23 protein-coding genes are annotated in these 22,502 nt (G+C 70.7%); 7 read left to right on the top strand and 16 right to left on the bottom strand.

What is annotated here, in order from left to right; genetic code table 11:
- Positions 1-40: 40 nt before the first annotated feature.
- Complete coding sequence (locus ASG45_RS09375) at positions 41-709, bottom strand: alpha/beta hydrolase family protein (protein WP_055836252.1); 669 nt, start codon at positions 707-709, stop codon at positions 41-43.
- A complete protein-coding gene (locus tag ASG45_RS09370) occupies positions 706-1,428 on the bottom strand; it encodes a general stress protein (protein ID WP_055836249.1) in 723 nt (240 codons plus the stop codon). The genes ASG45_RS09375 and ASG45_RS09370 overlap by 4 nt, the downstream gene beginning before the upstream one ends.
- 71 nt (positions 1,429-1,499) lie before the next feature.
- Between ASG45_RS09370 and ASG45_RS09365 the strand changes: the two genes are divergently transcribed.
- The 3 genes from ASG45_RS09365 to ASG45_RS09355 are packed head-to-tail and all read left to right on the top strand — an operon-like array spanning position 1,500 to position 4,491.
- Complete coding sequence (locus tag ASG45_RS09365) at positions 1,500-2,819, top strand: magnesium transporter MgtE N-terminal domain-containing protein (RefSeq protein WP_055836246.1); 1,320 nt, start codon at positions 1,500-1,502, stop codon at positions 2,817-2,819.
- Entirely contained in the window at positions 2,819-3,346 is a 528-nt protein-coding gene (locus tag ASG45_RS09360; protein WP_055836243.1) for a DUF1003 domain-containing protein, read from the top strand. Before ASG45_RS09365 ends, ASG45_RS09360 begins: the two co-directional genes overlap by 1 nt.
- Complete coding sequence (locus ASG45_RS09355; protein WP_055836239.1) at positions 3,343-4,491, top strand: Mrp/NBP35 family ATP-binding protein; 1,149 nt, start codon at positions 3,343-3,345, stop codon at positions 4,489-4,491. Before ASG45_RS09360 ends, ASG45_RS09355 begins: the two co-directional genes overlap by 4 nt.
- Positions 4,492-4,576: 85 nt before the next feature.
- On the opposite strand, the gene ASG45_RS09350 is transcribed toward ASG45_RS09355, so the two are convergent.
- A complete protein-coding gene (locus tag ASG45_RS09350; RefSeq protein WP_055836236.1) occupies positions 4,577-4,948 on the bottom strand; it encodes a hypothetical protein in 372 nt (123 codons plus the stop codon).
- A gap of 71 nt (positions 4,949-5,019) precedes the next feature.
- Between ASG45_RS09350 and ASG45_RS09345 the strand changes: the two genes are divergently transcribed.
- Entirely contained in the window at positions 5,020-5,658 is a 639-nt protein-coding gene (locus ASG45_RS09345; protein ID WP_055836233.1) for an O-methyltransferase, read from the top strand.
- Positions 5,659-5,720: 62 nt separating this feature from the next.
- On the opposite strand, the gene ASG45_RS15900 is transcribed toward ASG45_RS09345, so the two are convergent.
- From ASG45_RS15900 to dapE, 3 genes are all read right to left on the bottom strand, one after another.
- Positions 5,721-5,891 (bottom strand): DUF3117 domain-containing protein, encoded by a 171-nt coding sequence (locus ASG45_RS15900; RefSeq protein ID WP_070409703.1) that lies wholly within the window; start codon positions 5,889-5,891, stop codon positions 5,721-5,723.
- A 94-nt stretch (positions 5,892-5,985) separates the two neighbouring features.
- On the bottom strand, positions 5,986-7,224 hold the full coding sequence (locus ASG45_RS09340; RefSeq protein ID WP_235561596.1) for a hypothetical protein: 1,239 nt from the start codon (positions 7,222-7,224) through the stop codon (positions 5,986-5,988).
- The gene (dapE, locus tag ASG45_RS09335; protein ID WP_055836227.1) at positions 7,206-8,282 is read right to left on the bottom strand and encodes a succinyl-diaminopimelate desuccinylase; all 1,077 of its coding nucleotides are present in this window, start codon (positions 8,280-8,282) and stop codon (positions 7,206-7,208) included. Before dapE ends, ASG45_RS09340 begins: the two co-directional genes overlap by 19 nt.
- 43 nt (positions 8,283-8,325) lie before the next feature.
- On the opposite strand from dapE, the gene dapD reads away from it, so the two are divergent.
- Positions 8,326-9,246 carry a 2,3,4,5-tetrahydropyridine-2,6-dicarboxylate N-succinyltransferase gene (gene dapD, locus ASG45_RS09330; protein ID WP_055836224.1) on the top strand — a complete coding sequence of 307 codons (921 nt, stop codon included), beginning with the start codon at positions 8,326-8,328 and terminating at the stop codon, positions 9,244-9,246.
- Positions 9,247-9,625: 379 nt separating this feature from the next.
- On the opposite strand, the gene ASG45_RS09325 is transcribed toward dapD, so the two are convergent.
- The 6 genes from ASG45_RS09325 to ASG45_RS09300 form a co-directional block, all read right to left on the bottom strand.
- Positions 9,626-10,924, bottom strand: a complete 1,299-nt coding sequence (locus tag ASG45_RS09325) for a citrate synthase (RefSeq protein WP_082509624.1) — start codon at positions 10,922-10,924, stop codon at positions 9,626-9,628.
- A gap of 321 nt (positions 10,925-11,245) precedes the next feature.
- Positions 11,246-12,349: a succinyldiaminopimelate transaminase gene (gene dapC / locus ASG45_RS09320; RefSeq protein WP_055836220.1), complete on the bottom strand. Its 1,104-nt coding sequence runs from the start codon at positions 12,347-12,349 to the stop codon at positions 11,246-11,248.
- A gap of 3 nt (positions 12,350-12,352) precedes the next feature.
- Positions 12,353-12,673, bottom strand: a complete 321-nt coding sequence (fdxA, locus tag ASG45_RS09315; protein WP_055836218.1) for a ferredoxin — start codon at positions 12,671-12,673, stop codon at positions 12,353-12,355.
- A gap of 65 nt (positions 12,674-12,738) precedes the next feature.
- Positions 12,739-13,167, bottom strand: a complete 429-nt coding sequence (locus ASG45_RS09310; protein ID WP_055836215.1) for a DUF6113 family protein — start codon at positions 13,165-13,167, stop codon at positions 12,739-12,741.
- 45 nt (positions 13,168-13,212) lie between these two features.
- Positions 13,213-13,527 carry an AzlD domain-containing protein gene (locus tag ASG45_RS09305; protein ID WP_055836212.1) on the bottom strand — a complete coding sequence of 105 codons (315 nt, stop codon included), beginning with the start codon at positions 13,525-13,527 and terminating at the stop codon, positions 13,213-13,215.
- Positions 13,524-14,252 (bottom strand): AzlC family ABC transporter permease, encoded by a 729-nt coding sequence (locus ASG45_RS09300; RefSeq protein ID WP_055837816.1) that lies wholly within the window; start codon positions 14,250-14,252, stop codon positions 13,524-13,526. Before ASG45_RS09300 ends, ASG45_RS09305 begins: the two co-directional genes overlap by 4 nt.
- 65 nt (positions 14,253-14,317) lie before the next feature.
- Here ASG45_RS09300 and ASG45_RS09295 point away from each other — a divergent pair, with 65 nt between their 5' ends.
- Positions 14,318-14,869, top strand: a complete 552-nt coding sequence (locus ASG45_RS09295; RefSeq protein WP_055836207.1) for a helix-turn-helix domain-containing protein — start codon at positions 14,318-14,320, stop codon at positions 14,867-14,869.
- Positions 14,870-15,267: 398 nt separating this feature from the next.
- Here ASG45_RS09295 and typA read toward each other — a convergent pair whose 3' ends face one another.
- Positions 15,268-17,178 (bottom strand): translational GTPase TypA, encoded by a 1,911-nt coding sequence (typA, locus tag ASG45_RS09290; protein ID WP_055836205.1) that lies wholly within the window; start codon positions 17,176-17,178, stop codon positions 15,268-15,270.
- A 131-nt stretch (positions 17,179-17,309) separates the two neighbouring features.
- Positions 17,310-19,064, bottom strand: coding sequence for a dipeptide ABC transporter ATP-binding protein (locus ASG45_RS09285; protein ID WP_055836202.1), 1,755 nt, complete (start codon positions 19,062-19,064; stop codon positions 17,310-17,312).
- A gap of 62 nt (positions 19,065-19,126) precedes the next feature.
- Here ASG45_RS09285 and ASG45_RS09280 point away from each other — a divergent pair, with 62 nt between their 5' ends.
- Positions 19,127-19,729: a PH domain-containing protein gene (locus ASG45_RS09280; protein WP_055836199.1), complete on the top strand. Its 603-nt coding sequence runs from the start codon at positions 19,127-19,129 to the stop codon at positions 19,727-19,729.
- A gap of 20 nt (positions 19,730-19,749) precedes the next feature.
- On the opposite strand, the gene ASG45_RS09275 is transcribed toward ASG45_RS09280, so the two are convergent.
- On the bottom strand, positions 19,750-20,799 hold the full coding sequence (locus tag ASG45_RS09275) for an ABC transporter permease (protein WP_055836196.1): 1,050 nt from the start codon (positions 20,797-20,799) through the stop codon (positions 19,750-19,752).
- Between the two features lie 31 nt (positions 20,800-20,830).
- Positions 20,831-22,375 carry an ABC transporter permease gene (locus ASG45_RS09270; RefSeq protein WP_055836193.1) on the bottom strand — a complete coding sequence of 515 codons (1,545 nt, stop codon included), beginning with the start codon at positions 22,373-22,375 and terminating at the stop codon, positions 20,831-20,833.
- Between the last annotated feature and the right edge of the window lie 127 nt (positions 22,376-22,502).

Below are 22,502 nucleotides of genomic sequence, written 5' to 3'. Positions count from 1 at the left end.
AGACCGCCTCGCGGATCACCGGCTGTCGGACGGGCAGACGTCAGAGAGCGCGCGCGAAGGCCGCGACGATCGGAGCGAGTCCCGCGCCGATCTGATCGGCCGGCCGCCGCGCGCCCTTCACCTCGAACGAGTGGTTCCCGCCCGCGATCCACTCCACCCGGGCGTTGCGGCACGAGGCGACGGCCGCGTCGAACTGGTCGCGCGGCTGGATGAACGCATCGTTCTCGCCCTCGACGAACAGCTGCGGCACCGCGATCGCGGGCAGGTGGTCGACGCGGGGCCTGTCGGGGCGCCCGGGCGGATGCAGAGGGTAGCCGAGGTAGGCGAGCCCGGCGGGGGCGATCACGCCCTCGGCGGTGGCGACGGATGCCATGCGCCCGCCGTACGACTTGCCCACCGCCGCGTACGGCCCGGGATGTGCGGCGGCCAACCAGGCCTCGACCCCCGCCCAGGTCGCGACGGCGTGCGGGGCGGGTCCCGGCATCCGTCGTCCGGCCTCGACGTAGGGGAAGACGAACCGCAGCACACTCACTCCCTCGTCGACCAGCCCGGCGGCGAGACCCTCCAGGAACGGGTGGTCCATGCCGGCGCCGGCGCCGTGGGCCAGAGCGATCGTGGGTCCGGGACGCGGCGCGGGCGACCAGAGTCCCGACACCTCGCTCGCGCCCGTCGGCAGCGCGACGGCGAGGCGAACGGCGGTGACGGTCACCGCTCGGTGGGCGCGTCGCCCTCGGGCGGGGCGGACGAAGGCGTCTGGGCCGGCGGCGCCGGGTTCTCGCGCGGCGGCACGGGCGTGATGCGTTCGCCGTACCGGGGCGGCTCGTCGTCGACGGGGGTCGCACCGGGGACCGGCGGGCGCGGGGGCGCAGCCGGGGCGCCGGCGCCGGGAGCGACGCGTTCGCCGTACTGCGGCGGCGCAGTGGGGGCGGCGGTGGGGCGCGACACCGTCGTGCGGGTGGCACCGGCGCCGAGCACTCCGCGGGCCTTCTGGATGCTGGTGGCTTCGACGCAGACGTCGTAGTGGTCGGCGGCGACCCGCATGACCGAGGCGAAGTCGCGGCGGCGGCGCACGATCGAGTACGTGCCCAGGCTCAGGATCATGCCGAGGGCCATGCCCACCAGCAGCACGCCGACGAAGGCCGAGATCTGAACGGTCGGCATGCCGAGCACGAAGATGAACGCGAACAGCAGGCCCAGCATCAGGCCGTTCAACGCGCCCGAGCGGGCGGCCGTCGCGTACCCCAGCTTGCCGGTGATGCGTTCGATGGAGCGCAGGCCCGAACCGACGATCGCGATCTCGCGCGCCGGAACCTCGCCCGCGATGAGCGATGACACGGCCTTCTGCGCCTGCTCGTACGTCGGGAAGGAGGCGACCTTCTCGCCCACGTCGTCGCGTCCCGCGCCCGGTCTCCCCGCGAACATGCTCATTTCACCATCTTGTCACGCAGTCCTGACCGTCCCACCGGGTTTGCGCAGCGGTGGCGGACTACGCTGGTCCAGTGAGCACGCAAAGGGTTTTCGTCGCCCGCTTGGCGGGCTGCACGGTGTTCGACCCCGCGGGAGACCGTCTGGGGAAGGTGCGCGACGTCGTGGTGATCTACCGCGCCGCCGCCGCTCCGCGCGTCGTGGGCCTGGTCGTCGAGATCCCCGGCCGGCGACATGTGTTCGTGTCCATCGGACGCGTCACCTCGATACAGGCCGGCCAGGTCATCACGACCGGCCTCATCAACGTGCGGCGATTCCAGCAGCGCGGCGGCGAGGTGCGCGTGATGGTCGAGATGCTGGGCCGACGCGTGAGCCTCGTCGACGGCTCGGGCACCGCGGTGATCGAAGACGTCGCGATCGAGCGCAACCGACTCGGCGAGTGGGACGTGGGCCAGCTCTTCCTCCGCCGTCCCCGCACCAGCGCCTCGCCCTTCGCCAAGGGGGCGACCACGTTCGCGAGCTGGACCGAGGTGCGCGAGAACCAGACCCCCGGCGAGGCCCAGTCCGCCGAGCAGCTGGTGGCGACGTATTCCGAGCTCAAGCCCGCCGACCTGGCGAACACGCTGCTCGACCTGCCCGAAGAGCGCTTGATCGAAGTCGCCGAAGAGCTCAGCGACGACCGCCTCGCCGACGCGCTCGAAGAGATGCCCGAAGACGAGCAGGTGCACATCCTCGAGCAGCTCGGCGACGAGCGCGCCGCCGACATCCTCGACGCCATGGAGCCCGACGACGCGGCCGACCTCCTCGGCCAGCTGCCCGAGACGCGACTCGAACAGCTCCTCGATCTCATGGAGCCCGACGAGGCCGAAGACGTCCGCGCGCTGCTGCAGTACGGCCCCGACACCGCCGGCGGCCTCATGACGCCGGAGCCGATCGTGCTCTCGGCCGACGCCACGGTGGCCGAAGCCCTGGCCCTGATCCGCCGGCACGAACTGCACCCCGCCCTCGCGGCATCCGTTTTCATCACCCTCCCGCCGTACGAGACACCCACGGGTCGGCTGCTGGGAACCGTGCACTTCCAGCGCATGCTGCGGTACCCCCCGCACGAGCGTCTCGGTGCGATCATCGACGACACCCTCGAGCCGGTGCCCTCCGACGCGACGGCCGCCGAGGTCGCCCGCATGCTGGCGAGCTACAACCTCGTCTCGCTCCCCGTCGTCGATCAGGCGCACCGCCTCGTCGGCTGCGTGAGCGTCGACGACGTGCTCGACTACCTGCTGCCCGACGACTGGCGCACCCACGACGGCGATGATCCGCGGCCCAAGGTCACCACGAGACCCACCGCCACCACGAGCATTCCCAAGATCGTCCCGCAGACCCGGAGGAGGCGCTGATGGCACGCAACAACCGCCAGCCCGCATTGGACGCCCCCCGCGGTCGCGCCCGCGTGCTCGCGCCCCGCGCTCCCCAGCCCTCGCGCGACCGGTTCGGCCGCTTCACCGAGTGGGTGGCCCGAGCGATGGGAACCCCCGCGTTCCTGCTGATGCTGAGCCTGTTCTGCGTGGTGTGGATGGCGTGGAACTCGCTCGCCCCCGACGACCTGCGCTTCGACTCGGCCGCGATCGGCTTCACGGCGCTGACGCTCGTGCTGTCGCTGCAGGCCTCGTACGCTGCTCCGCTCATCCTGCTCGCGCAGAACCGTCAAGACGACCGCGACCGCGTGCAGATCGAGCAGGACCGCCAGCGATCCGAGCGCAATCTCGCCGACACCGAGTACCTCGCCCGTGAGATCGTCGCGCTGCGCATGGCGGTGCGTGACCTCACCGACGAGGTGATCACGAAAGACAGCCTGCGCGCCGAGCTGAAGGCCGCGCTCGAACGCCTCGACGATCACGACGAGCCCTCGCGGGCCACGCCGTGACGACAGAGGTCGCCGACCGTGTGCGTGCCGCCGTCGGCGCCGTCACCGACCCCGAGCTGCGCCGTCCGCTCGCGGAGCTCGACATGGTGCGCGGCATCGAGGTGCACGGCGGTGTCGCCGACGTCGGCATCGCGCTGACGATCGTGGGGTGCCCGGCCGCCGATCGCATCGAACGCGAGGTGCGGGATGCCGCGGCCTCGGTCGCCGGCGTCGACGCGGTCGAGGTGCGGGTCGGCGTGATGTCGCCCGACGAGCGTCGCGCGCTCACCGACAAGCTGCGCGGGGGCCGCGCGAAGCGCGAGATGCCCTTCGGCCCCGACTCGCTGACCCGCGTGATCGCGGTCACCAGCGGCAAGGGCGGCGTGGGCAAGTCGACGATCACCGCCAACCTCGCCGTCGCCCTGGCGGCCCGGGGTCTGCGCGTCGGACTCGTCGACGCCGATGTGCACGGCTTTTCAATCCCGGGCCTTCTCGGCCTGGTCGACGCCGACGGGCTGCCGCCCGCGCCCACGCGCCTCGACGATCTGATCCTCCCGCCCGTCGCGTACGGCGTGAAGGTCATCTCGATCGGCATGTTCCTGCGCCGCCCCGGCGAAGAGGCCGCGGGGGCCGTCGCCTGGCGCGGTCCCATGCTGCACCGCACCGTGCAGCAGTTCCTCACCGACGTGTTCTTCGGCGACCTCGACGTGCTGCTGCTCGACATGCCCCCGGGGACCGGCGACGTGGCGATCTCGGTGGGTCAGCTGCTCCCCCACGCCGACGTGCTCGTGGTCACCACCCCCCAGGCGGCCGCGGCCGACGTGGCCGTGCGGTCGGGCCTCGTCGCCCGCCAGACCGGTCAGCGCCCGATCGGCGTCATCGAGAACATGGCCGCCCTGACGCTGCCCGACGGTACGGTGCTCGATCTGTTCGGCTCCGGAGGCGGCGAGGCCGTGGCCCGCGCTCTGTCCAACGAGACCGATGACGTGCCCCTGCTGGCATCCGTCCCCCTCAGCCCGGCTCTGCGCACCGGCGGCGACGAGGGGCGCCCCGTCGTGCTGTCGCAGCCCGACGACCCCGCCGCGCGGGCGATCGACGCGGCGGCCGCCGCACTCGCCGTGCGCCCTCGGGGCCTGGCGGGCAAGCCGCTGCGTCTCGGCGTGTGACCCGGCGCCCACCGCTGCCGACACAGGGCATGCCGCCTTGTCGTGCGCTCCGGCGGCACGGCCGCGCGGGAACGCGAAGAGGGGCTCAGGTCGCTTCGTCGTCGAACGGGGGGCGCTCGCCGGCGACGAACGGCGGCACCGTCGTCTTCTCGCGCGCCGCGAGGGCGGCCGCACCGGCCGCACGCATCGTGGCCGTCGGAGTGTCGTCGAGCAGTGCCTCGCGGATGATGCGGCGCGGGTCGTACTGACGCGGATCGAGCTTCTTCCAGTCGACGTCGTCGAACTCGGGGCCCATCTCGTCGCGCATGCGCGAGCGCGCCCCTTGCATCGTCTCTTTGGCGCGCTTGGTGAACTTCGCCAGCGCCTCGGCATAGCGGGGAAGGCGCTCGGGGCCGACGAGGACGGCGGCGATCACGCCGATCAGCATCAGCTTCTCGATCGTGAGCCCGAAGAACATGGGACCAGATTACCGGCCGCGCCTGGGGGTCGAGCGCGCTCGGGCCGTCTAGCCTGATCGAGGAGGTCCACGTGAGCGGTTATCAGGCGAACGAGCGGTTCGTGCAGGAGTCGACGGTCGAGCCCGAGCACATCGCTCGGGCGCGCGCGCACGCCCTCGAACTGGGAGCGGCGCCCATCAGCCCCGCGGTGGGCGCGCAGTCGGCGGTGCTGTCGGCCGCGTCCCGTGCCCTCAACATCGTCGAGGTGGGCACCGGCGGCGGTGTGTCGGGCCTGTGGCTGCTGCACGGGTCTCCCCGCGCCACGATCACCACGATCGACAGCGAGCCCGAGCACCTCGGTGCCGCTCGAGCCGCGTTCATCGACGCCCGGGTGCCCGCGGCCCGCGCCCGGTTCATCACGGGCCGCGCGTCGGACGTGCTGCCGCGCATGAACGAGGCCTCGTACGACATCGTCTTCATCGACGCCGATCCCGAGGGCGTCATCGAGTACGTCGAGCACGGTCTGCGGCTCGTCCGCGCCGGCGGCACGGTGCTGATTCCGCGGGTCCTGTCGCACGGTGCGGTGGCGGATCCGGTGCGCCGCGACGCCGTCACGACCGCGTATCGCTCGCTCATCCAGGAGGTGCAGTCCTCCCCCGCCGTCATCGGCGCGCTGTCGACCTCGGGAGAGGGCCTTCTGCAGCTGACGACGCGCCTCACCGACGCCTGAGCGTCCTCCCGAACGAAGAAGGCCGGCCCCCGCGGGGACCGGCCTTCACTCGTGGAGATGCGTCACGCCGTGACGACACCGCCGAGTACGTCGTGGAGTTCCTTCGCCTCGGCGTCGTTCACCGAGACGACGAGACGCCCGCCGCCCTCGAGCGGCACGCGCACGATGATCAACCGGCCCTCCTTCACGGCCTCCATCGGTCCGTCGCCGGTACGCGGCTTCATGGCTGCCATCGCGGCCCCCTTTTCGTCGTTGGTCTACCTAGGAGTTTACCGGTAAGCCGCGAGTGCCGTCGTCCCGTGCGGCGAAGTACGTCATCCTGCACGGTCACGGAATCTGCCAGAAGGTGTTGGCCAGCCCGTACATGTTGTAGATCCACCACCACTGCCCCAAGAGCGACAGTGCCAGAACGCCAAGGCGCCAGGCGCGTGAGGTCGGCACGGCGAACGCCCCCCACAGCGGCGAGACGGGCACGAGCAGACGGAAGATGCTCGACTGGGGGAAGAACACCAGCAGCAGGTAGACGAGGTAGCTCGCCGACCACAGGCGCACCTCGATGCCCAGTCGCTTCACCTGGGGCAGCAGCAGCAGCGCGGCCGCGGCGCCGACGATGAGCACGACGAGCGCGACGTATCCGACGACGGGCCCGAGCCCCCACTGCGTGAACCAGAATCCCGCCGCCTGCACCCACCCGTCGATCGGGACGAAGTGCCCCCCGCTATCGCCGAGCCAGTTGCGTCGCCACGCGAGCTCGGTGGCGAGGTAGGCGCCCGGATCGCCCGTGACGATCGTCGCGATGCCCTGCCACGCGAACCCGACGAGGGTCGACAGCGCCCCCAGCGCCACGATGTGCACGACGTCGCGTCTCGGCAGCGGCTCCGTGCGGCGACGGAGGAAGCGATGGATGCCGAGCAGGGCGAGGAACAGCGCGAAGGCGAGGATGCCCGGGCGCGTGAACCCCATCGCCGGGACGAGCAGGTACAGCCAGCCCCATCGTCGGAGCTGCGCGCAGCGCAGGGCGAGGAAGAGCAGGAACAGGAACAGCGCCTCGGCGTACCCCACCTGGAACAGCGCGGCCAGCGGGCCGCACGCGAAGAAGACGACGGCCCACATCGCCGCCGAGGTGCCGATGCGTTCGCGCAGCAGCGCGTGCAGCACAACGCACGCGCCGTAGCCCGAAGCGAGCGAGATGGCCACGGCCCCCGCGCCCCACGACCCGAGCAGCGCGCCGAGGCCCGCCGACAGGTAGGCGTACAGCGGCATGAACGCCCACGCGTTCTCGGCGACGTGACCCCCGGCCGCCAGCGGAAGGTCGGCCGGGTACCCCGACACCGCCGCCAGCCAGTACCACTGGGCGTCCCAGCCCAGCGCGAGCTCGCCCAACGAGGGGGCCACGCCGTAGCGCGACGCCGGTCCCGACAGGGCCGCCGTCACCATGAAGAACCCGGTCGTGATCACGCGCGCGATCACGTAGACGAGGGCGATCCGTGCGGCGACGGGCAGCCGCTCCCATCCGCGGACGGACGGGGATGCCGTGACCTCGGCGGTCACGACCCGCTCAGCCACGCCCGCAGACCCCGCTCGACCGCGTCGATCTGCGCGAGCGGAACGCGCTCCTCGTCGTGGTGGGCCAGGTGCGGGTCGCCGGGGCCGTAGTTGACGGCGGGGATGCCCAGGGCCGAGAACCGTGCGACGTCGGTCCAGCCGTACTTGGGCTTCGGGGTCGCCCCCACGGCCGTGACGAAGTCCTGCGCGAGGGCCGCGTCGAGCCCGGGCCGAGCACCCTCCGCCACGTCGACGATCTCGATGTCGAATCCGGTGAACACGTCGCGCACGACGCGCTCGGCGGCCTCGGCATCGCGGCTGGGCGCGAAGCGGTAGTTGACCTCGACCTCGCACGCGTCGGGGATGACGTTGCCGGCGACGCCGCCCGAGATGCGCACGGCGTTGAGGCCCTCGCGGTAGACGAGACCCTCGACCTCGATCTCGCGGGCGCGGTACTCGGCCAGGCGGGCGAGGATGGGGGCCGCCTTGTGGATGGCGTTCTCGCCGATCCACGAGCGCGCGCTGTGCGCACGCACGCCGTCTGTACGGATGAGCGCGCGGAGCGTGCCGTTGCACCCTCCCTCGACCTCGCCGTTGCTCGGCTCCCCGAGGATGGCGAAGTCCCCGGCGAACAGGTCGGGACGGTTGCGCGAGAGACGGCCGAGACCGTTCAGGGAGGAGTCCACCTCTTCGTGGTCGTACCACATCCACGTGATGTCGACGGGGGGTGCGACCAGCTCCGCGGCGAGTTTCAGCTGCACGGCGACGCCGGCCTTCATGTCGACCGTGCCGCGGCCCCAGAGGAACGCCTCGCCGTCGATCTCGCGGTCCTCCACCGGCAGGTTGCGGTTGATCGGGACCGTGTCGATGTGCCCCGCGATGACGACGCGTCGGTCGCGCCCCAGCTGCGTGCGCGCCACGACGGTGTCGCCGTCCCGGATGATCTCGAGGTGCCCGTAGGCCGAGACGGCGGCCTCGATGGCATCCGCGAGGGTGGTCTCGTCCCCCGACTCGCTGGCGATGTCGCAGATCGCACGGGTGAGGTCGAGGGACGAGGAAGTGAGGTCGAGGGCGGCCATGCCCCGATCCTCCCACAGGCGGCACCCCCGCTAGCCTGGACGTGTGAGCAACGAACGACGCATCAGCGCTGCCGGCCTCTCCACCCGCACCCTCGAGGGGACCGTGCTCGACGCGTGGTTCCCCCGGCCGATCCTGGGCGTACCTGATGGCCTGGATGCCGAGCGGGCCGACCTCGAGAAGACGGCCGGGGCCGACGAGCGCCGGGGTGTCGTCGTCGAGGCCGTCGCCCTCACGATCGACGCCGACGCGGCACCGGCGTCGACCGCCGACGCGTACCTGCGTCTGCACGCGCTGTCGCACCTGCTGGTGCGTCCCAACGACATCAACCTCGACGGGATCTTCTCCCACCTGCCGAACGTCGCCTGGACCAGCGCCGGCCCGATGCACCCCGACGACGCGGCGCGGCTCCGTCCCTCGCTCCAGCGCCACGGCATCCAGATCCAGGGGCTCGACAAGTTCCCGCGCCTCACCGACTACGTGCTGCCCGCGGGCGTGCGCATCGCCGACGCCTCGCGGGTGCGGCTCGGCGCCCACCTTTCGCCCGGCACGACCGTGATGCACGAGGGCTTCGTCAACTTCAACGCCGGCACGCTCGGCTCCTCGATGATCGAGGGGCGCGTGTCGCAGGGCGTCGTGATCGGCGACGGCACCGACATCGGCGGCGGCGCCTCGATCATGGGCACGCTCTCGGGAGGGGGGACGCACCGCGTCTCGATCGGCGCGCGCACCCTGCTCGGCGCCAACGCGGGCATCGGCATCTCGCTCGGTGACGACTGCGTCGTCGAGGCCGGACTCTACGTCACCGCCGGCACCAAGGTGCGGGTCGGCGACGAGACGGTCAAGGCCGGCGAGCTGTCGGGCCGTGACGGCATCCTGTTCCGCCGCAACTCCCTCACCGGCGCCGTCGAGGTCTCGGCCCGCGCCGGCGTCGGCGTCACGCTGAACGAGGCCCTGCACGCCTGAGGCTGCACGCGTGGCGCTGCACGCGCGGCGCCGCACCGCACCGCGTGTCGCGTCGCCCGCCCCGCGGCATCCGTCCCGCCGCCACGGCCGCGCGGCATCCGTCCGTCCCCCGCGCCCGCGCGGCGTCCGCATCATGCCCATAAACGCTCTTCGTGCGCATAAACGCCACGACACCGCGTGTATCCGCACGATCAGCGTTTATGGGCGAGGCGGCGCCGGGGTCTCGACGCCGCACCCCGCCGCGCCCCGCCGCACTCACCGGTTGCCTCGGCCACACCCGCACCGACGCGCTTCCGGGCCGCCGAGAGCCAGCACCTCCCCGCCGGCAGACGAAACGCCCCGCCCCTCGCGAGAGGGACGGGGCGTTCGAGGGCCGGTGTCAGCCGATGCCGGGGTAGTCGCGTACCGCGGCACCCGTGTAAAGCTGCTGCGGGCGGCCGATCTTCGTCTGCGGGTCGCTGATGGCCTCGCGCCACTGCGCGATCCAGCCGGGGAGGCGTCCGATCGCGAACAGCACGGTGAACATGCGCGTGGGGAAACCCATCGCCTTGTAGATGACGCCGGTGTAGAAGTCGACGTTGGGGTACAGGCGACGCTCCTTGAAGTAGTCGTCCTCGAGGGCGATCTGCTCGAGCTCCTTCGCGAGGTCGAGCAGGGGGTCGCTCACGCCGAGGGCTTCGAGCACCTCGTCGGCGGCGCCCTTCACCAGCTTGGCGCGCGGGTCGTAGTTCTTGTAGACCCGGTGGCCGAAGCCCATGAGCTTGACGCCCTCTTCTTTGTTCTTCACGCGCTCGACGAAGCGTTCGACGCTCTCGCCCGAATCGCGGATGCGGCCGAGCATCTGCAGCACGGCCTCGTTGGCGCCGCCGTGCAGCGGGCCCGACAGGGCCTGGATGCCGGCGGACACCGACGCGAACTGGTTGGCGCCGGTGGAGCCCACCAGGCGCACCGTCGAGGTCGACGCGTTCTGCTCGTGGTCCTCGTGCAGCATCAGCAGCAGGTCGAGGGCCTTGGTCATGACGGGGTTGATCTCGTACGGCTCGCTCATGACGCCGAAGTTCAGCTTGAGGAAGTTGTCGACGAAGCTCATCGAGTTGTCGGGGTAGAGGAAAGCCTGCCCGATGCTCTTCTTGTGCGCGTAGGCCGCGATCACGGGGAGCTTCGCGAGCATGCGCACGGTGTTGAGTTCGACGTGCTCGGGGTTGTGCGGGTCGGACTCGGCCTCGTAGTAGGTCGAGAGCGCCGCGGTGGCGGCCGACAGCACCGACATGGGGTGCGCGGTCGGCGGAAGCGACGAGAACAGGCTCTTCAGGTCTTCGTGCAGCAGCGTGTGACGGCGGATGCGCTCGTCGAACGAGGCGAGTTCGGATGCCGAGGGCAGCTCGCCGTAGATGAGCAGCCACGCGACCTCGAGGTAGGTGCTGTTCTGGGCCAGCTGCTCGATCGGGTATCCGCGGTAGCGCAGGATCCCCTGATCACCGTCGATGTAGGTGATGTCCGACTTCGTCGATGCGGTGTTGACGAAGCCGTAGTCGAGCGCCGTGTGCCCGGTCTGCTTGGTCAGCGACGCCATGTCGATGCTCGGGATGCCGTCGGTGCCCCGAAGAACCGCGAACTCGGCGGTGGTGCCCCCTACCGTGAGGGTGGCCTTGTCCTGCTGCGTACCCACGTCGCTCACCGCGCCTCCTTGCGATTTCTGGTCGCCCACTTGTCGACCGCGAGGGCGGGAGGCACCCGCGATCTTCCCGAACCGGGGATGCCGCGAGGGGCGGCGTCCTGGTCGGCGCACGCCCGGAGGGTTGCCCGAACGCACTGCTTTTACAGCCTAGTAGGCCGGGGCGCCTACAGATGACATCGCCAAAGGATGCCCCCATCGAAGGGAGGGATCCTCCTCATAGGGGCGGTCGATCGTGATCGACGGCGTGCGGCGACACTCCGAAAGGCGCGCCCGGCGCTCACGTGGGGAATCGACCCACCGGCGAGGTTCGCACCGACTCGGCTACGGAGCCAGCCGCTCCGCCGCCGCGGCGATCCGCTCGTCGGTCGCCGTGAGCGAGAAGCGCACGTGGTTCGGGAAGTGGGTGCCGTAGAAGTGCCCGGGCCCGACCAGGATGCCCAGGTCGGCCAGCCGACCCACGCTCTCCCACGCGTCGCGGCCCTCGGTCGCCCAGAGGTACAGCCCACCTTCGCTGCGGTCGATCGTGAAACCCGCGGCCTCGATCGCGGGCTTGAGGATCGCCCGCCGACGCGCGTACCGCTCGCGCTGCTCGACGACGTGCGCATCGTCGCCCAGGGCGACGGTCATCGCCCGCTGCACGGGGGCCGGAGGAATGAGACCGAGATGCTTGCGACCGGTCAGCAGTCGCTCCACCAGGGCCGCGTCACCGGCGAGGAAGGCCGCGCGGTATCCGGCGAGGTTCGACTGCTTGCTCAGCGAGTACACCGACAGCACACCGGTGAGGTCGTCGCCCACGACAGCCGGGTCGAGCACGCTGGGCACCCGCTCGCGGTCCCACGGCGCGTCCCACCCGAGTTCGGCGTAGCACTCGTCGGACGCGAGGACCGCGCCGAGCTCGCGCGCCCGGGTCACGGCATCCGTCAGCTCCGCCGCCGACAGCACGCGACCATCGGGGTTGCCCGGCGAGTTGATCCACACCAGACGCGTGTGCGCGGGCCACTCGGAGGGATCATCGGATGCCACGGCCTCGGCCCCGACGAGACGGGCACCCACCTCGTAGGTCGGGTACGCGGCGCGCGGGTGCACGACGGCATCGCCAGGACCGAGGCCCAGCAGCAGCGGCAACAGCGCCACGAGTTCCTTCGATCCGACCGTCGGAAGGGCGTTCGCGGCCGTCAGGCCCGGGACTCCGCGGCGACGGGCGTACCAGTCGACGATCGCCTCGCGCAGCGCCGGCGTGCCGGCCGTCTGCGGGTACGCGTGCGCGTCGGTCGCGTCGGCGAGGGCCGTGGCGATCACGTCGGGCGTCGGGTCGACGGGCGAACCGATCGACAGGTCGACGATGCCGGCGGGGTGCCGCCGCGCGCGCTCCGCGTACGGGGCGACGGCGTCCCAGGGGTAGTCGGCGAGGTCGGCGACGCCCACGGCTCAGTGGGCCTGCGGGGGAAGCGCGGTGATGACGGGGTGGTCCTTGGCGATCACGCCGACCTTCGCCGCTCCACCGGGCGAGCCGATGTCGTCGAAGAACTCGACGTTGGCCTTGTAGTAATCGGACCACTCTTCGGGCAGGTCGTCTTCGTAGTAGATCGCCTCGACGGGGCAGACCGGCTCGCACGCACCGCAGTCGACGCATTCGTCGGGGTGGATGTACAGCGATCGTTCGCCCTCGTAGATGCAGTCGACGGGGCATTCGTCGATGCAGGCACGGTCCTTCACATCGACGCACGGGAGGGCGATCACGTAAGTCACGACCCCAGTCTAATCGCGCAGGAGCGACCGGCCTCGCCGCGCGGCCGCCGATAACCCCTGAGGCGTCACCGCGCGGTCGTGGCCGGGGTCGCGTTCGCGCCCGTGCCGACCGCGGGCTGCTGCTTCAGGTGCGAGAAGTCGGGCCAGAAGGCCACGAAGACCATCAGCGCCGGGCCCACGATCGTCCACACCACGGGGATCCATTCAGTGCCCGGGGTGGGGGCTGAGACGATGGCCGACCCGCCGGGACCCACCTGCGAGAACAGATACGTCGCCGCTGAGATGCCGAACCCGCCGGCCAGCGCGTTGATCCGGTCCCCCGTCAGCACGCGCAACGCGATCAACAGCGCCGCGCTGCCGATCGTGGCCAGGATCAGTCCCAGCGGCACGGGCCCGAGGCGGTACGCCTGCGCGACCGTGCCGGCCGCCCCGTAGAAGGCGCCGACCAGCAGCGCCACGACCCAACCGACGATGCGCAGGATGCCAGAGTTCATCGCGTCAGTTTAGGCGCGACGCCTTTGCGCCGAGAGAACCCCCGGTCACGCCGCCCACCCCCACAGGCGCAGCAGCGCCGCGGTGACCGCGGCCGCCACGACCACGATGAGGAACGGAGCGCGCGCCCACAGCAGCAGCGCCGCGACCGCGACGGCCGGCAGTCGCGCGTCGAGGACGATCTCCGAGCCCGCCGCCACCGTCTGCACGATCACCAGCGCCGACAGCAGTGCCACGGTCAGCAGATCGGCGATGCGCGCCGGGCGGGGTGCCTCGAGCCAGTGCGCGGGAGTGAGGTAGCCGACGCCCTTCAGGGCGACGCAGATCACCGAGGCCAGGAGCACCGCGGTCCACAGGGTCATGGCATCCCCTTCTCTTCGGCGACGACTCCGGGAGCGGACGTGGGGCGGCGCGGATCGAACAGCCCCACCACGACCGCGACGCCCGCGGCGGCGATGACGGGGATGCCCGGCATGAGCACGGGGGTGAGGGCGGCGGCGACGACCGCCGCACCCGCGGCCACCGCGAGCGGCTCGCGCCCCCGCAGCCGGGGCCACAGCAGCGCGAGGAACGCCGCCGCCGCGGCGGCATCGAGGCCGTATGTGCGCGGGTCGCCCAGCACGTCGCCCAGCAGCGCGCCCAGGAGGGTCGAGATGTTCCAGCCGATCCAGATCGCGACGCCGGTGACCCAGAACCCCCACTGGCGTGCGCGCGGCATGGACTGCGCAAGGCCCACGGCCACCGATTCGTCGATCGTGAACTGCGTCGCGCCGGCCTTGCGCCAGAATCCGCCCGCCACGACGGGAGCCATCCGCATCGCGTACGCGGCGTTGCGCACGCCCAGCAGCACCGACGACGCGATCGCGGCGGGAGCGGCGGCCGCGCCGCCGGCGGCGATGACACCGACGAACGCGAACTGCGATCCGCCCGTGAACATCAGCAGGCTCAGCACGCACGTCTGCCAGACGTCGAGTCCGGAGGCCACCGACAGGGCGCCGAACGACACGCCGTAGGCGCTCGTCGCCAGCGCGACGGCGAGCCCCTGGCGAGCGGCGACACCCTCGGGTGTTCGGTAGAACGAACGCATGGTCAACATCGTGAACGCTCGGGCGGCGTTCGTCAAGTCGAACGATCGTTGAGCATAATGAACGCATGACCGATCTGAGCGACCGCATCGCCGCGACCCTGCGTCGCGAGCGCGAACGACGCGATCTGAGCGTCTCGGAGCTCGCACGCCGCGCAGGCGTCGCCAAAGCGACGGTCTCGCAGCTCGAGAACGGCGGGGGCAATCCCAGCGTCGAGACGCTCTGGGCGCTGGCCACAGCCCTCGAGGTGCCCTTCGCGGTGCTCGTCGACGAGGGTGTGCGCTCCCCCACGCTCATCCGCGCCGGTGAGGCCACCGCGGCCGTGTCGTCCTCGGCATCCGACTATCTCGCCGTGCTCCTGTCGGCGAGTCCGCCGCACGCCCGCCGCGACATCTATCTGCTCAGCGCCGAGCCCGGCACGCCGCGTCTGTCGGAGCCCCACCCCCGCGGCACGATCGAGCACGTCGTGCTCGTGACCGGTCGCGGCCTCGTCGGCCCGGTCGACGCCCCCTACGAGCTGTCCCCCGGCGACTACCTCTCGTACCCCGGCGACGCTCCGCACGTGTTCGAGGCGCTGGAGCCGGGCATGAGCGTCGTCTGCGTCGTCGAGTCGCGCTGAGCCCACCGCTCGCGCTGCAGCACCCGTCGAGCCCCCCGCGCCACACCCACGCCGAGCCCCCAGCGCCACAACCCCGTTGAGTGTCCAGGACACGCCGCCCCCGCACCGGCGCACACGGCGCGTCTTGGACACTCAACGGGGAATCGACGCCGCGGAAACGCGAACGGGCCCGCCCCGGCGCTCAGGCCGCATCCGCGCCCAGCCCAGCCGAGCCCGGCCCAGCCGAGCCCTGCCCGACCCCGCCCCAGCGCCACAACCCGTCGAGTGTCCAGAACACGCCGCCACTGCCCGAGGCACAACGGCGTGTCCTGGACACTCAACGGGGGACGAACGCCGCAGAAACGCGAAACGGCCCCGCCCAGCCGGAGCTGGTGCGGGGCCGTTTCAGGAGCAGACGCTTACGCGTTGGCATCCTGACGCTTCAAGCGCGAGGCGGAGCGTCCGCGCTCGGTCGCGTCGAGCACGACCTTGCGGATGCGGACGGCCTCGGGGGTGACCTCGACGCATTCGTCGTCGCGGGCGAACTCGAGGCTCTCCTCGAGCGTCAGCAGGCGCGGGGGCGTCATCGACTCGAACGAGTCGGAGCTGGCCGCGCGCATGTTGGTCAGCTTCTTCTCTTTGGTGATGTTGACGTCCATGTCATCGGCGCGCGAGTTCTCGCCGATGACCATGCCCTCGTAGACCTCCTGCGTCGGCTGCACGAAGAACGACATGCGCTCCTGCAGGCCGATCATCGCGAAGGGGGTGACGACGCCCATGCGGTCGGCGACGATCGAGCCGTTCTGACGGGTCGAGATGTGACCGGCCCAGGGCTCGTAGCCGTGCGAGATCGCGTTGGCGATACCGGTGCCGCGCGTGGTCGTGAGGAACTCGGTGCGGAAGCCGATCAGGCCGCGCGAGGGGACGACGAACTCCATGCGCACCCAGCCGGTGCCGTGGTTCGTCATGTTGTCCATGCGACCCTTACGGCCGGCGAGCAGCTGCGTGATCGCGCCGAGGTACTCCTCGGGCGAGTCGATGGTGAGGTGCTCGAACGGCTCGTAGGTCTTGCCGTCGATCTTCTTCGTGACCACCTGCGGCTTGCCGACGGTGAGCTCGAAGCCCTCGCGGCGCATGTTCTCGACGAGGATCGCGAGGGCGAGCTCTCCGCGGCCCTGCACCTCCCACGCGTCGGGGCGTCCGATGTCGACGACCTTCAGCGAGACGTTACCGATCAGCTCGCGGTCGAGGCGGTCCTTGACCATACGGGCGGTGAGCTTGTGACCCTTCACCTTGCCCATGAGGGGCGAGGTGTTCGTGCCGATGGTCATCGAGATGGCCGGGTCGTCGACCGTGATGGCCTTGAGGGGCCGCACGTCTTCGGGGTCGGCGATGGTCTCGCCGATGGTGATGTCGGGGAAACCGGCGATGGCGACGATGTCACCAGGGCCGGCGTCGTCGGCCGGGTAGCGCTCCAGCGCACGGGTCTTCAGCAGCTCGGTGATCCGGGCGTTGCTGGTGGTGCCGTCGGCACGGACCCACGCGACCGTCTGACCCTTCTTCAGGGTGCCGTTGAACACGCGCAGCAGCGCGAGGCGACCGAGGAAGGGGCTCGAGTCGAGGTTGGTGACCCACGCCTGCAGCGGCGCCTCATCGTCGTACGACGGGGCCGGAACGTGCTCGAGGATCGCGCCGAAGAGCGGCTCGAGGTCGTCGTTGTCGGGCAGCGAGCCGTCGGCGGGACGGTTCAGCGACGCAGCTCCCGCACGACCCGAGGCGTACACGACGGGGACGTCGAGCAGGGCGTCGACGTCGAGGTCGGGAACGTCGTCGACCAGGTCGGACGCGAGACCGAGCAGCAGGTCGTGCGCTTCTTCTTCGACCTCGCCGATACGCGCGTCGGGTCGGTCGGTCTTGTTCACCAACAGGATGACGGGGAGCTTGGCCTCGAGGGCCTTGCGCAGCACGAAGCGGGTCTGGGGCAGCGGGCCCTCGGACGCGTCGACGAGCAGCACGACACCGTCGACCATCGACAGGCCGCGCTCGACCTCGCCACCGAAGTCGGCGTGGCCCGGGGTGTCGATCACGTTGATCGTGACCGGCACGTCGCTGTGGACGCCGTTGTAGGTGATCGCCGTGTTCTTGGCGAGGATCGTGATGCCCTTTTCGCGCTCGAGGTCGTTCGAGTCCATCGCGCGTTCTTCGATGTGCGCGTGGTCGCCGAACGAGCCGGTCTGGCGGAGCATGGCGTCGACGAGAGTCGTCTTGCCGTGGTCGACGTGCGCGACGATCGCGACGTTGCGGAGGTCAGGACGAAGGGCGTGCGCCATGGAGGGTCTCCAGGAAAATTCGGGGTGGCGCCCGGAATCGGGCTCCCTTAGTCTACCGGGCGCCCGCCGCGCAGCCTGGCAGACAGCAGAAAGGGGCGGGATTCCTCGGAATCCCGCCCCTTTCCGGCACCTCAGGAGGCGGGGTTGTCCTTCAGCAGCTCGTGGCGAAGCTCGCGGCGCGCGGCCTGGACCTCGACATCGGGCACCGGGATCGCGGCGATGAGTCGCTGCGTGTACTGCTGCTTCGGTGCGCGCAGGATCTGATCGCGGGTGCCCTGCTCGGCGATCTTGCCGCGGTTGAGCACCACGATGCGATCGGCCATGGCATCCACGACGGCGAGGTCGTGGCTGATGAACAGGCACGCGAAACGGTGCTCCTTCTGCAGCTCGCTGAGAAGTTCGAGCACGCGGGCCTGCACGGAGACGTCGAGCGCGCTCGTGGGCTCGTCGGCGACCAGCAGACGCGGCTGCAGCGAGAGGGCGCGCGCGATGCCCACGCGCTGCTTCTGCCCGCCCGACAGCTCGTGCGGGTAGCGGTTGCGGTAGCTGCGCGGAAGACGCACCTCGTCGAGCAGCTTCTCGATGCGCGCGTCGAGCTCGGCGCCCTTGGCCTCACCGGCGAGGAACAGCGGCTCGCCGATGGACTCGCCGATCGGCAGGCGCGGGTTCAGCGACGACGACGGGTCCTGGAACACGATGCCCACGCGGCGGCGCAGCGACTTGATGAGCTTGCGCGAACCGCTCGAGATGTCGACGCCGTCGACCACCAGACGACCGTCGGCGATGGGCTGCAGACCGATGGCGGCGCGGCCGATGGTCGACTTGCCCGACCCCGACTCTCCGACCAGTCCGACGATCTCGCCCTCGGCGATGCCCAGCGTGACGTCGTCGACGGCGCGGAAGGCGGCGACGCGTCCTTTCTTGCCGTACTCGATCGAGACGTTGTCGAGCTGCAGCACCGGGTGGGCGATCTCGGGGGCGGCGACGGCGAGGGCGATCGTCTCGGTGCGGGCGGGACCACTGGCCACCGCGGTGGCCAATGCCTCGACCACGTCGACCGTGGCTTCGCCCTCGAGGGTCTCGCCCAGGCGCGGGACCGAGGCCAGCAGTTCCTTCGTGTAGGCGTCCTGCGGGTCGCCCAGCACCTTCGCGGCCGGCCCCTGCTCGACGATGTCGCCGGACTTCATCACGACGATCCAGTCCGCGAGGTCGGCCACGACGCCCATGTCGTGCGTGATGAGCAGCACCGCGGAGTCGAGGCGGTCGCGCAGGTCGCGGATGAGATCGAGGATCTCGGCCTGCACGGTCACGTCGAGCGCGGTCGTGGGCTCGTCGGCGATGAGCAGCGCCGGCTCCAGGCTGATCGACTGCGCGATCATGGCGCGCTGGCGCTGGCCGCCCGACAGCTGGTGCGGGTACGAGGCGAAGGCTTTGGCCGGGTCGGGGAGCCCGACCATCTCGAGCAGCTCCATCGCGCGGGCCTTGGCCTGCGTGGGAGCGATCGGGGTGTGCGCGCGCAGCGCCTCGATGATCTGCGACCCCACCGTCAGCACGGGGTTCAGGGCCGTCATCGGCTCCTGGAAGATCGCCGCGACCTCGGGACCGCGCAGCTGCCGCATCTGCGATGCCGACAGGCCGGTGACCTCGCGGCCGTTGACCTTGATGCTGCCGGTGACGCGGCTGTTGCGCGGCAGCAGGTCGAGCACGGCCATCGAGCTGACGCTCTTGCCCGAGCCCGACTCGCCGACCACCGCGACGACCTGGCCGCGCGCGATCGAGTAGGTGAGGTGCTTCGCGGCGGGAACCCACACGTCGTCGACCGCGAAGTCGACGCTGACGTCGGTCATCTCGAGGGCGGGGATGGCCGCCTTCTCGGTCGTGCTCATGAGATTGTCCTCTCGGTCCCGCCGAGCGGGAGTGAGTGATCGGGGAATGAAAGAATCGGAGGATGCCACGCCAGACGTTCCGTTCGACGTTCACCCGAGTCCTGTGCGGCATCGTCTGGGCGATCATCGCCGTCGTGGCGATCGGTCTGCTCGTCACGCCCGGGGCGAGCGAGGCGCCCGCCCTCGTGATCGTGGGCGCGCTGGGAGCGGCCGCCCTGGTCACCGGCATCCTGTGGTCGCCCTCGGTGTCCGTCGACGACGACGGCGTGCAGGTCGACAACATCGCCCTGCGCTACCTCGTGCCGTGGGCGGCGCTCATCCACGTCGACACGCGGTACTCGCTGCAGCTGCACACGCCCGGACGTCGCATCGGCGTCACCGCCGCACCGGCGCCCGGCGCGACCGGATCGCTCCGCGCCGCTCGCGCCCACCGCCGCAGCGACAGCCCGTCGACGCCGCAGACGCGCCCCGGCGAGCTGCCGAACACCGACTCCGGACGCGCCGCCGAGATGGTGCGAACCCGCTGGCACGCGCTGCGCGAAGCCGGACGCATCGAGGCGGGTGTCGCCGAGAGCGTCCGCGTGCACGTGGGCGTCCGCACGGGCAACCTCGTGCTGCTCGTGGCCGGCGCGGCCGGTCTCGTCGCGGCGGTCGCCCTGGGCTGACACCCGCGCGAAGGCGAGCGTCATGACGACGGGGTCTCCGGGTGCACCCGCGCCTGCGTGCTCGCGGGAGCGGTGGTCGACGACGCCGACGTCTCTTTCGTGCGACGCAGCGAGAAGCGCTTCTGACGGGGGTCGAAGGCGTCGCGCAGGCCGTCGCCGACGAAGTTGACCAGCACCGCCAGCAGCACGATGAACACCGCGGGCCACCAGAACAGCCAGGGTCGCGTCGAGAACGCGGACTGGTTGTCGGAGATGATCAGACCCAGCGACACGTCGGGCGGGCGCACGCCGAGCTGCAGGTAGCTCAACGCGGTCTCGAGCAGGATCGCCGAGGCGGCGAGGAGCGTCGCCGCCACGATGACCACGCCGATGGCGTTGGGCAGGATGTGCTTGAAGATGATGCGCGCGTCGCTGGCACCCGCCACGCGGGCGGCCTCGACGAACTCGCGCTCGCGCAGCGACAGGAACTCGGCGCGCACCAGGCGGGCGATCGTCGTCCACGACACCATCGCGAGGAAGAACGCCAGCGGGATCACACCGAGGCCGCCCGTCGCTCGACCGACGACGGCGCCGATCACGATGATCGGGATGACGATGAACACGTCGGTGATGCGCATGAGGACGGCATCCACCCAGCCGCGGTAGTACCCGGCGAGGGCGCCGATGACGGTGCCGACCGTGGTGCCCACGAAGCTGATGATGATCATCACGAGGATCGAGTTCTGGATGCCGCGCATCGTCATCGCGAAGTAGTCGATGCCGATGCGGTCCTGACCGAACGGGTGCTCGCCCAGCGAGAAGGGGAAGACCGACAGCGTCGGCGCCCCGCCGTCGTTCTGCGGGTTCAGCGACGTGTAGTCGTATTTCCACCAGCCGGGGATGGGCCCCAGGCCGATCGCCGAGATCGAGAAGATCGCCAGCAGCACGAACAGGATGCCGGAGACGACGGAGATCTTGTTCGACAGGAAGCGACGCAGGACGAGCCGTCCCTGGCTCACCCCGACGGTGTCGCGCTCGTCGGCCGGGACCGGCGCATCGACGTTCGCGGGTTCGGGAAGCATCTGAGTCATCGGGAGACCTCCGGGAATCGGACGGCGGCGATCATGCGACCACTCGCACTCGGGGGTCGAGCGCCGCGTAGGCGAGATCGGCCAGGAAGTTGAAGACGATGGCGGTGATCGCGATGACGATGAAGTAGCCCATCACCGGGTTCACGTCCACACGCTGGATGGAGGTCACGAACAGCTGGCCCATGCCCGAGATCGCGAAGACCTTCTCGGTGATGACCGCGCCACCCAGGAGGGCTCCGACGTCGGTCGCGACGAGCGTCACGATCGGGATGAGCATGTTGCGCAGGCCGTGGCGCAGGATGACCGTCCGCTCCGGCAGACCCTTGGCGCGGGCCGTGCGGATGAAGTCCTGGTTCATCACCTCGAGCATGCCCGCGCGGGCGTAGCGCGTGTATCCCGCGAACGAGATCAGCAGCAGCGAGATCGTCGGGAGCAGCAGGTGGGTGAAGCTGTCGATGCCCGTGATCCACATGTCGCCGTTGAACCCGGGGGTGACGGCACCGACCGTCGCGATGGGGCGACCGTTGATGCGCGGGTTGTTGACGTATGCCGGCCACGACTGCATGTAGCGGTCGAGGATCACGAGCGCGAACGACAGGAACGCCACGAGGCCGCCGATGCGCGCGGTCATGCCGCGGTCGGGGGCGCCGAGCAGGTAGCCCGTGGCGAGGCCGACGACCACGGCGACGAGGCCGATGATGATGATCGTCGCGGGCGTGGAGATGTCGAACAGTCCCTGCAGCAGGAAGAAGCAGAGGTACGAGATCGCGCCGTTGAGCGCCGCGACGATGAGGGCGCGACGGTTGGTGAGCCCGGCGATGAGGGCCGTGACGATGACGACCACACCGGCGATGATCAGCAGCAGGCCCACGGGACCGAACCCGGGGTTGCGGAACCAGTCGGTGACGTTGAAGTACACCAGCAGCGCCACGGTCGCCGCGGCGGCGGTGGCGCCGACGATCAGGCGACGACGCGCCTCGCCGCCGATCATGGCCTGCCAGACGACGGCCGACACGACCGCCAGGAGGACGATCACCCAGATCGGGATCGAGGTGGCCGACTCGAGGAAACTGTTGAAGCCGAGGGCCAGGAACTCCTTCAGCAGCACCGCCACGAGGAACGACGGCAGCGAGAAGAGGAAGAAGCTCAGCAGCGTGATGCCGAAGTCGAAGCCGCTGTACTGGCGCAGGGCCGAGACGACACCGACCACGATGCCCAGCACGATCGCCAGCACGAACGACGCCGTCACGAGCTGGAGGGTGGAGCCGACCGCGGTGGGCAGGATGTCGAGGACGGGGGCATTGCTGATCGTCAGACCCAGGTTGCAGGTTCCGGCGAAGGGGATGAGGCAGCCGGCGGCGCCGCCCAGCCAGAGGAAGTAACGCAGCGGCGCGGGCACGTTTAGGTCGAGCGCGGCGACGCGGGCGGCGATCAGCTGGTCGCGGTTGGCGGCGGTGCTGTCGCGGAGGTCCTGGAGGGGGTCGCCGGCGTTGGCGGCGAGCACGTACATGATGAACGATGCTGCAAGCAGAACCAGGATCGAGACGGCGATGCGCCTGAGAATGAATCCGACCATCGCGGGAGGTCTTCTTTCGATCGGGTGACGGACGCGGAGACGGCGCCCTGGAAAGGATAGTCGCGGGCGCGGCGCACAGAGCGCGCCGCGCGCAGACGAAGTGAGGCGCCGGAGCCGAGCGACTCCG

Origin of the sequence: Microbacterium sp. Leaf436, assembly GCF_001424715.1 — a bacterium.
In the GTDB taxonomy this organism is placed as follows: domain Bacteria; phylum Actinomycetota; class Actinomycetes; order Actinomycetales; family Microbacteriaceae; genus Microbacterium.
Note: the sequence above shows the minus strand (reverse complement) of the source record. Positions and strands in the feature narration are given on the sequence as shown.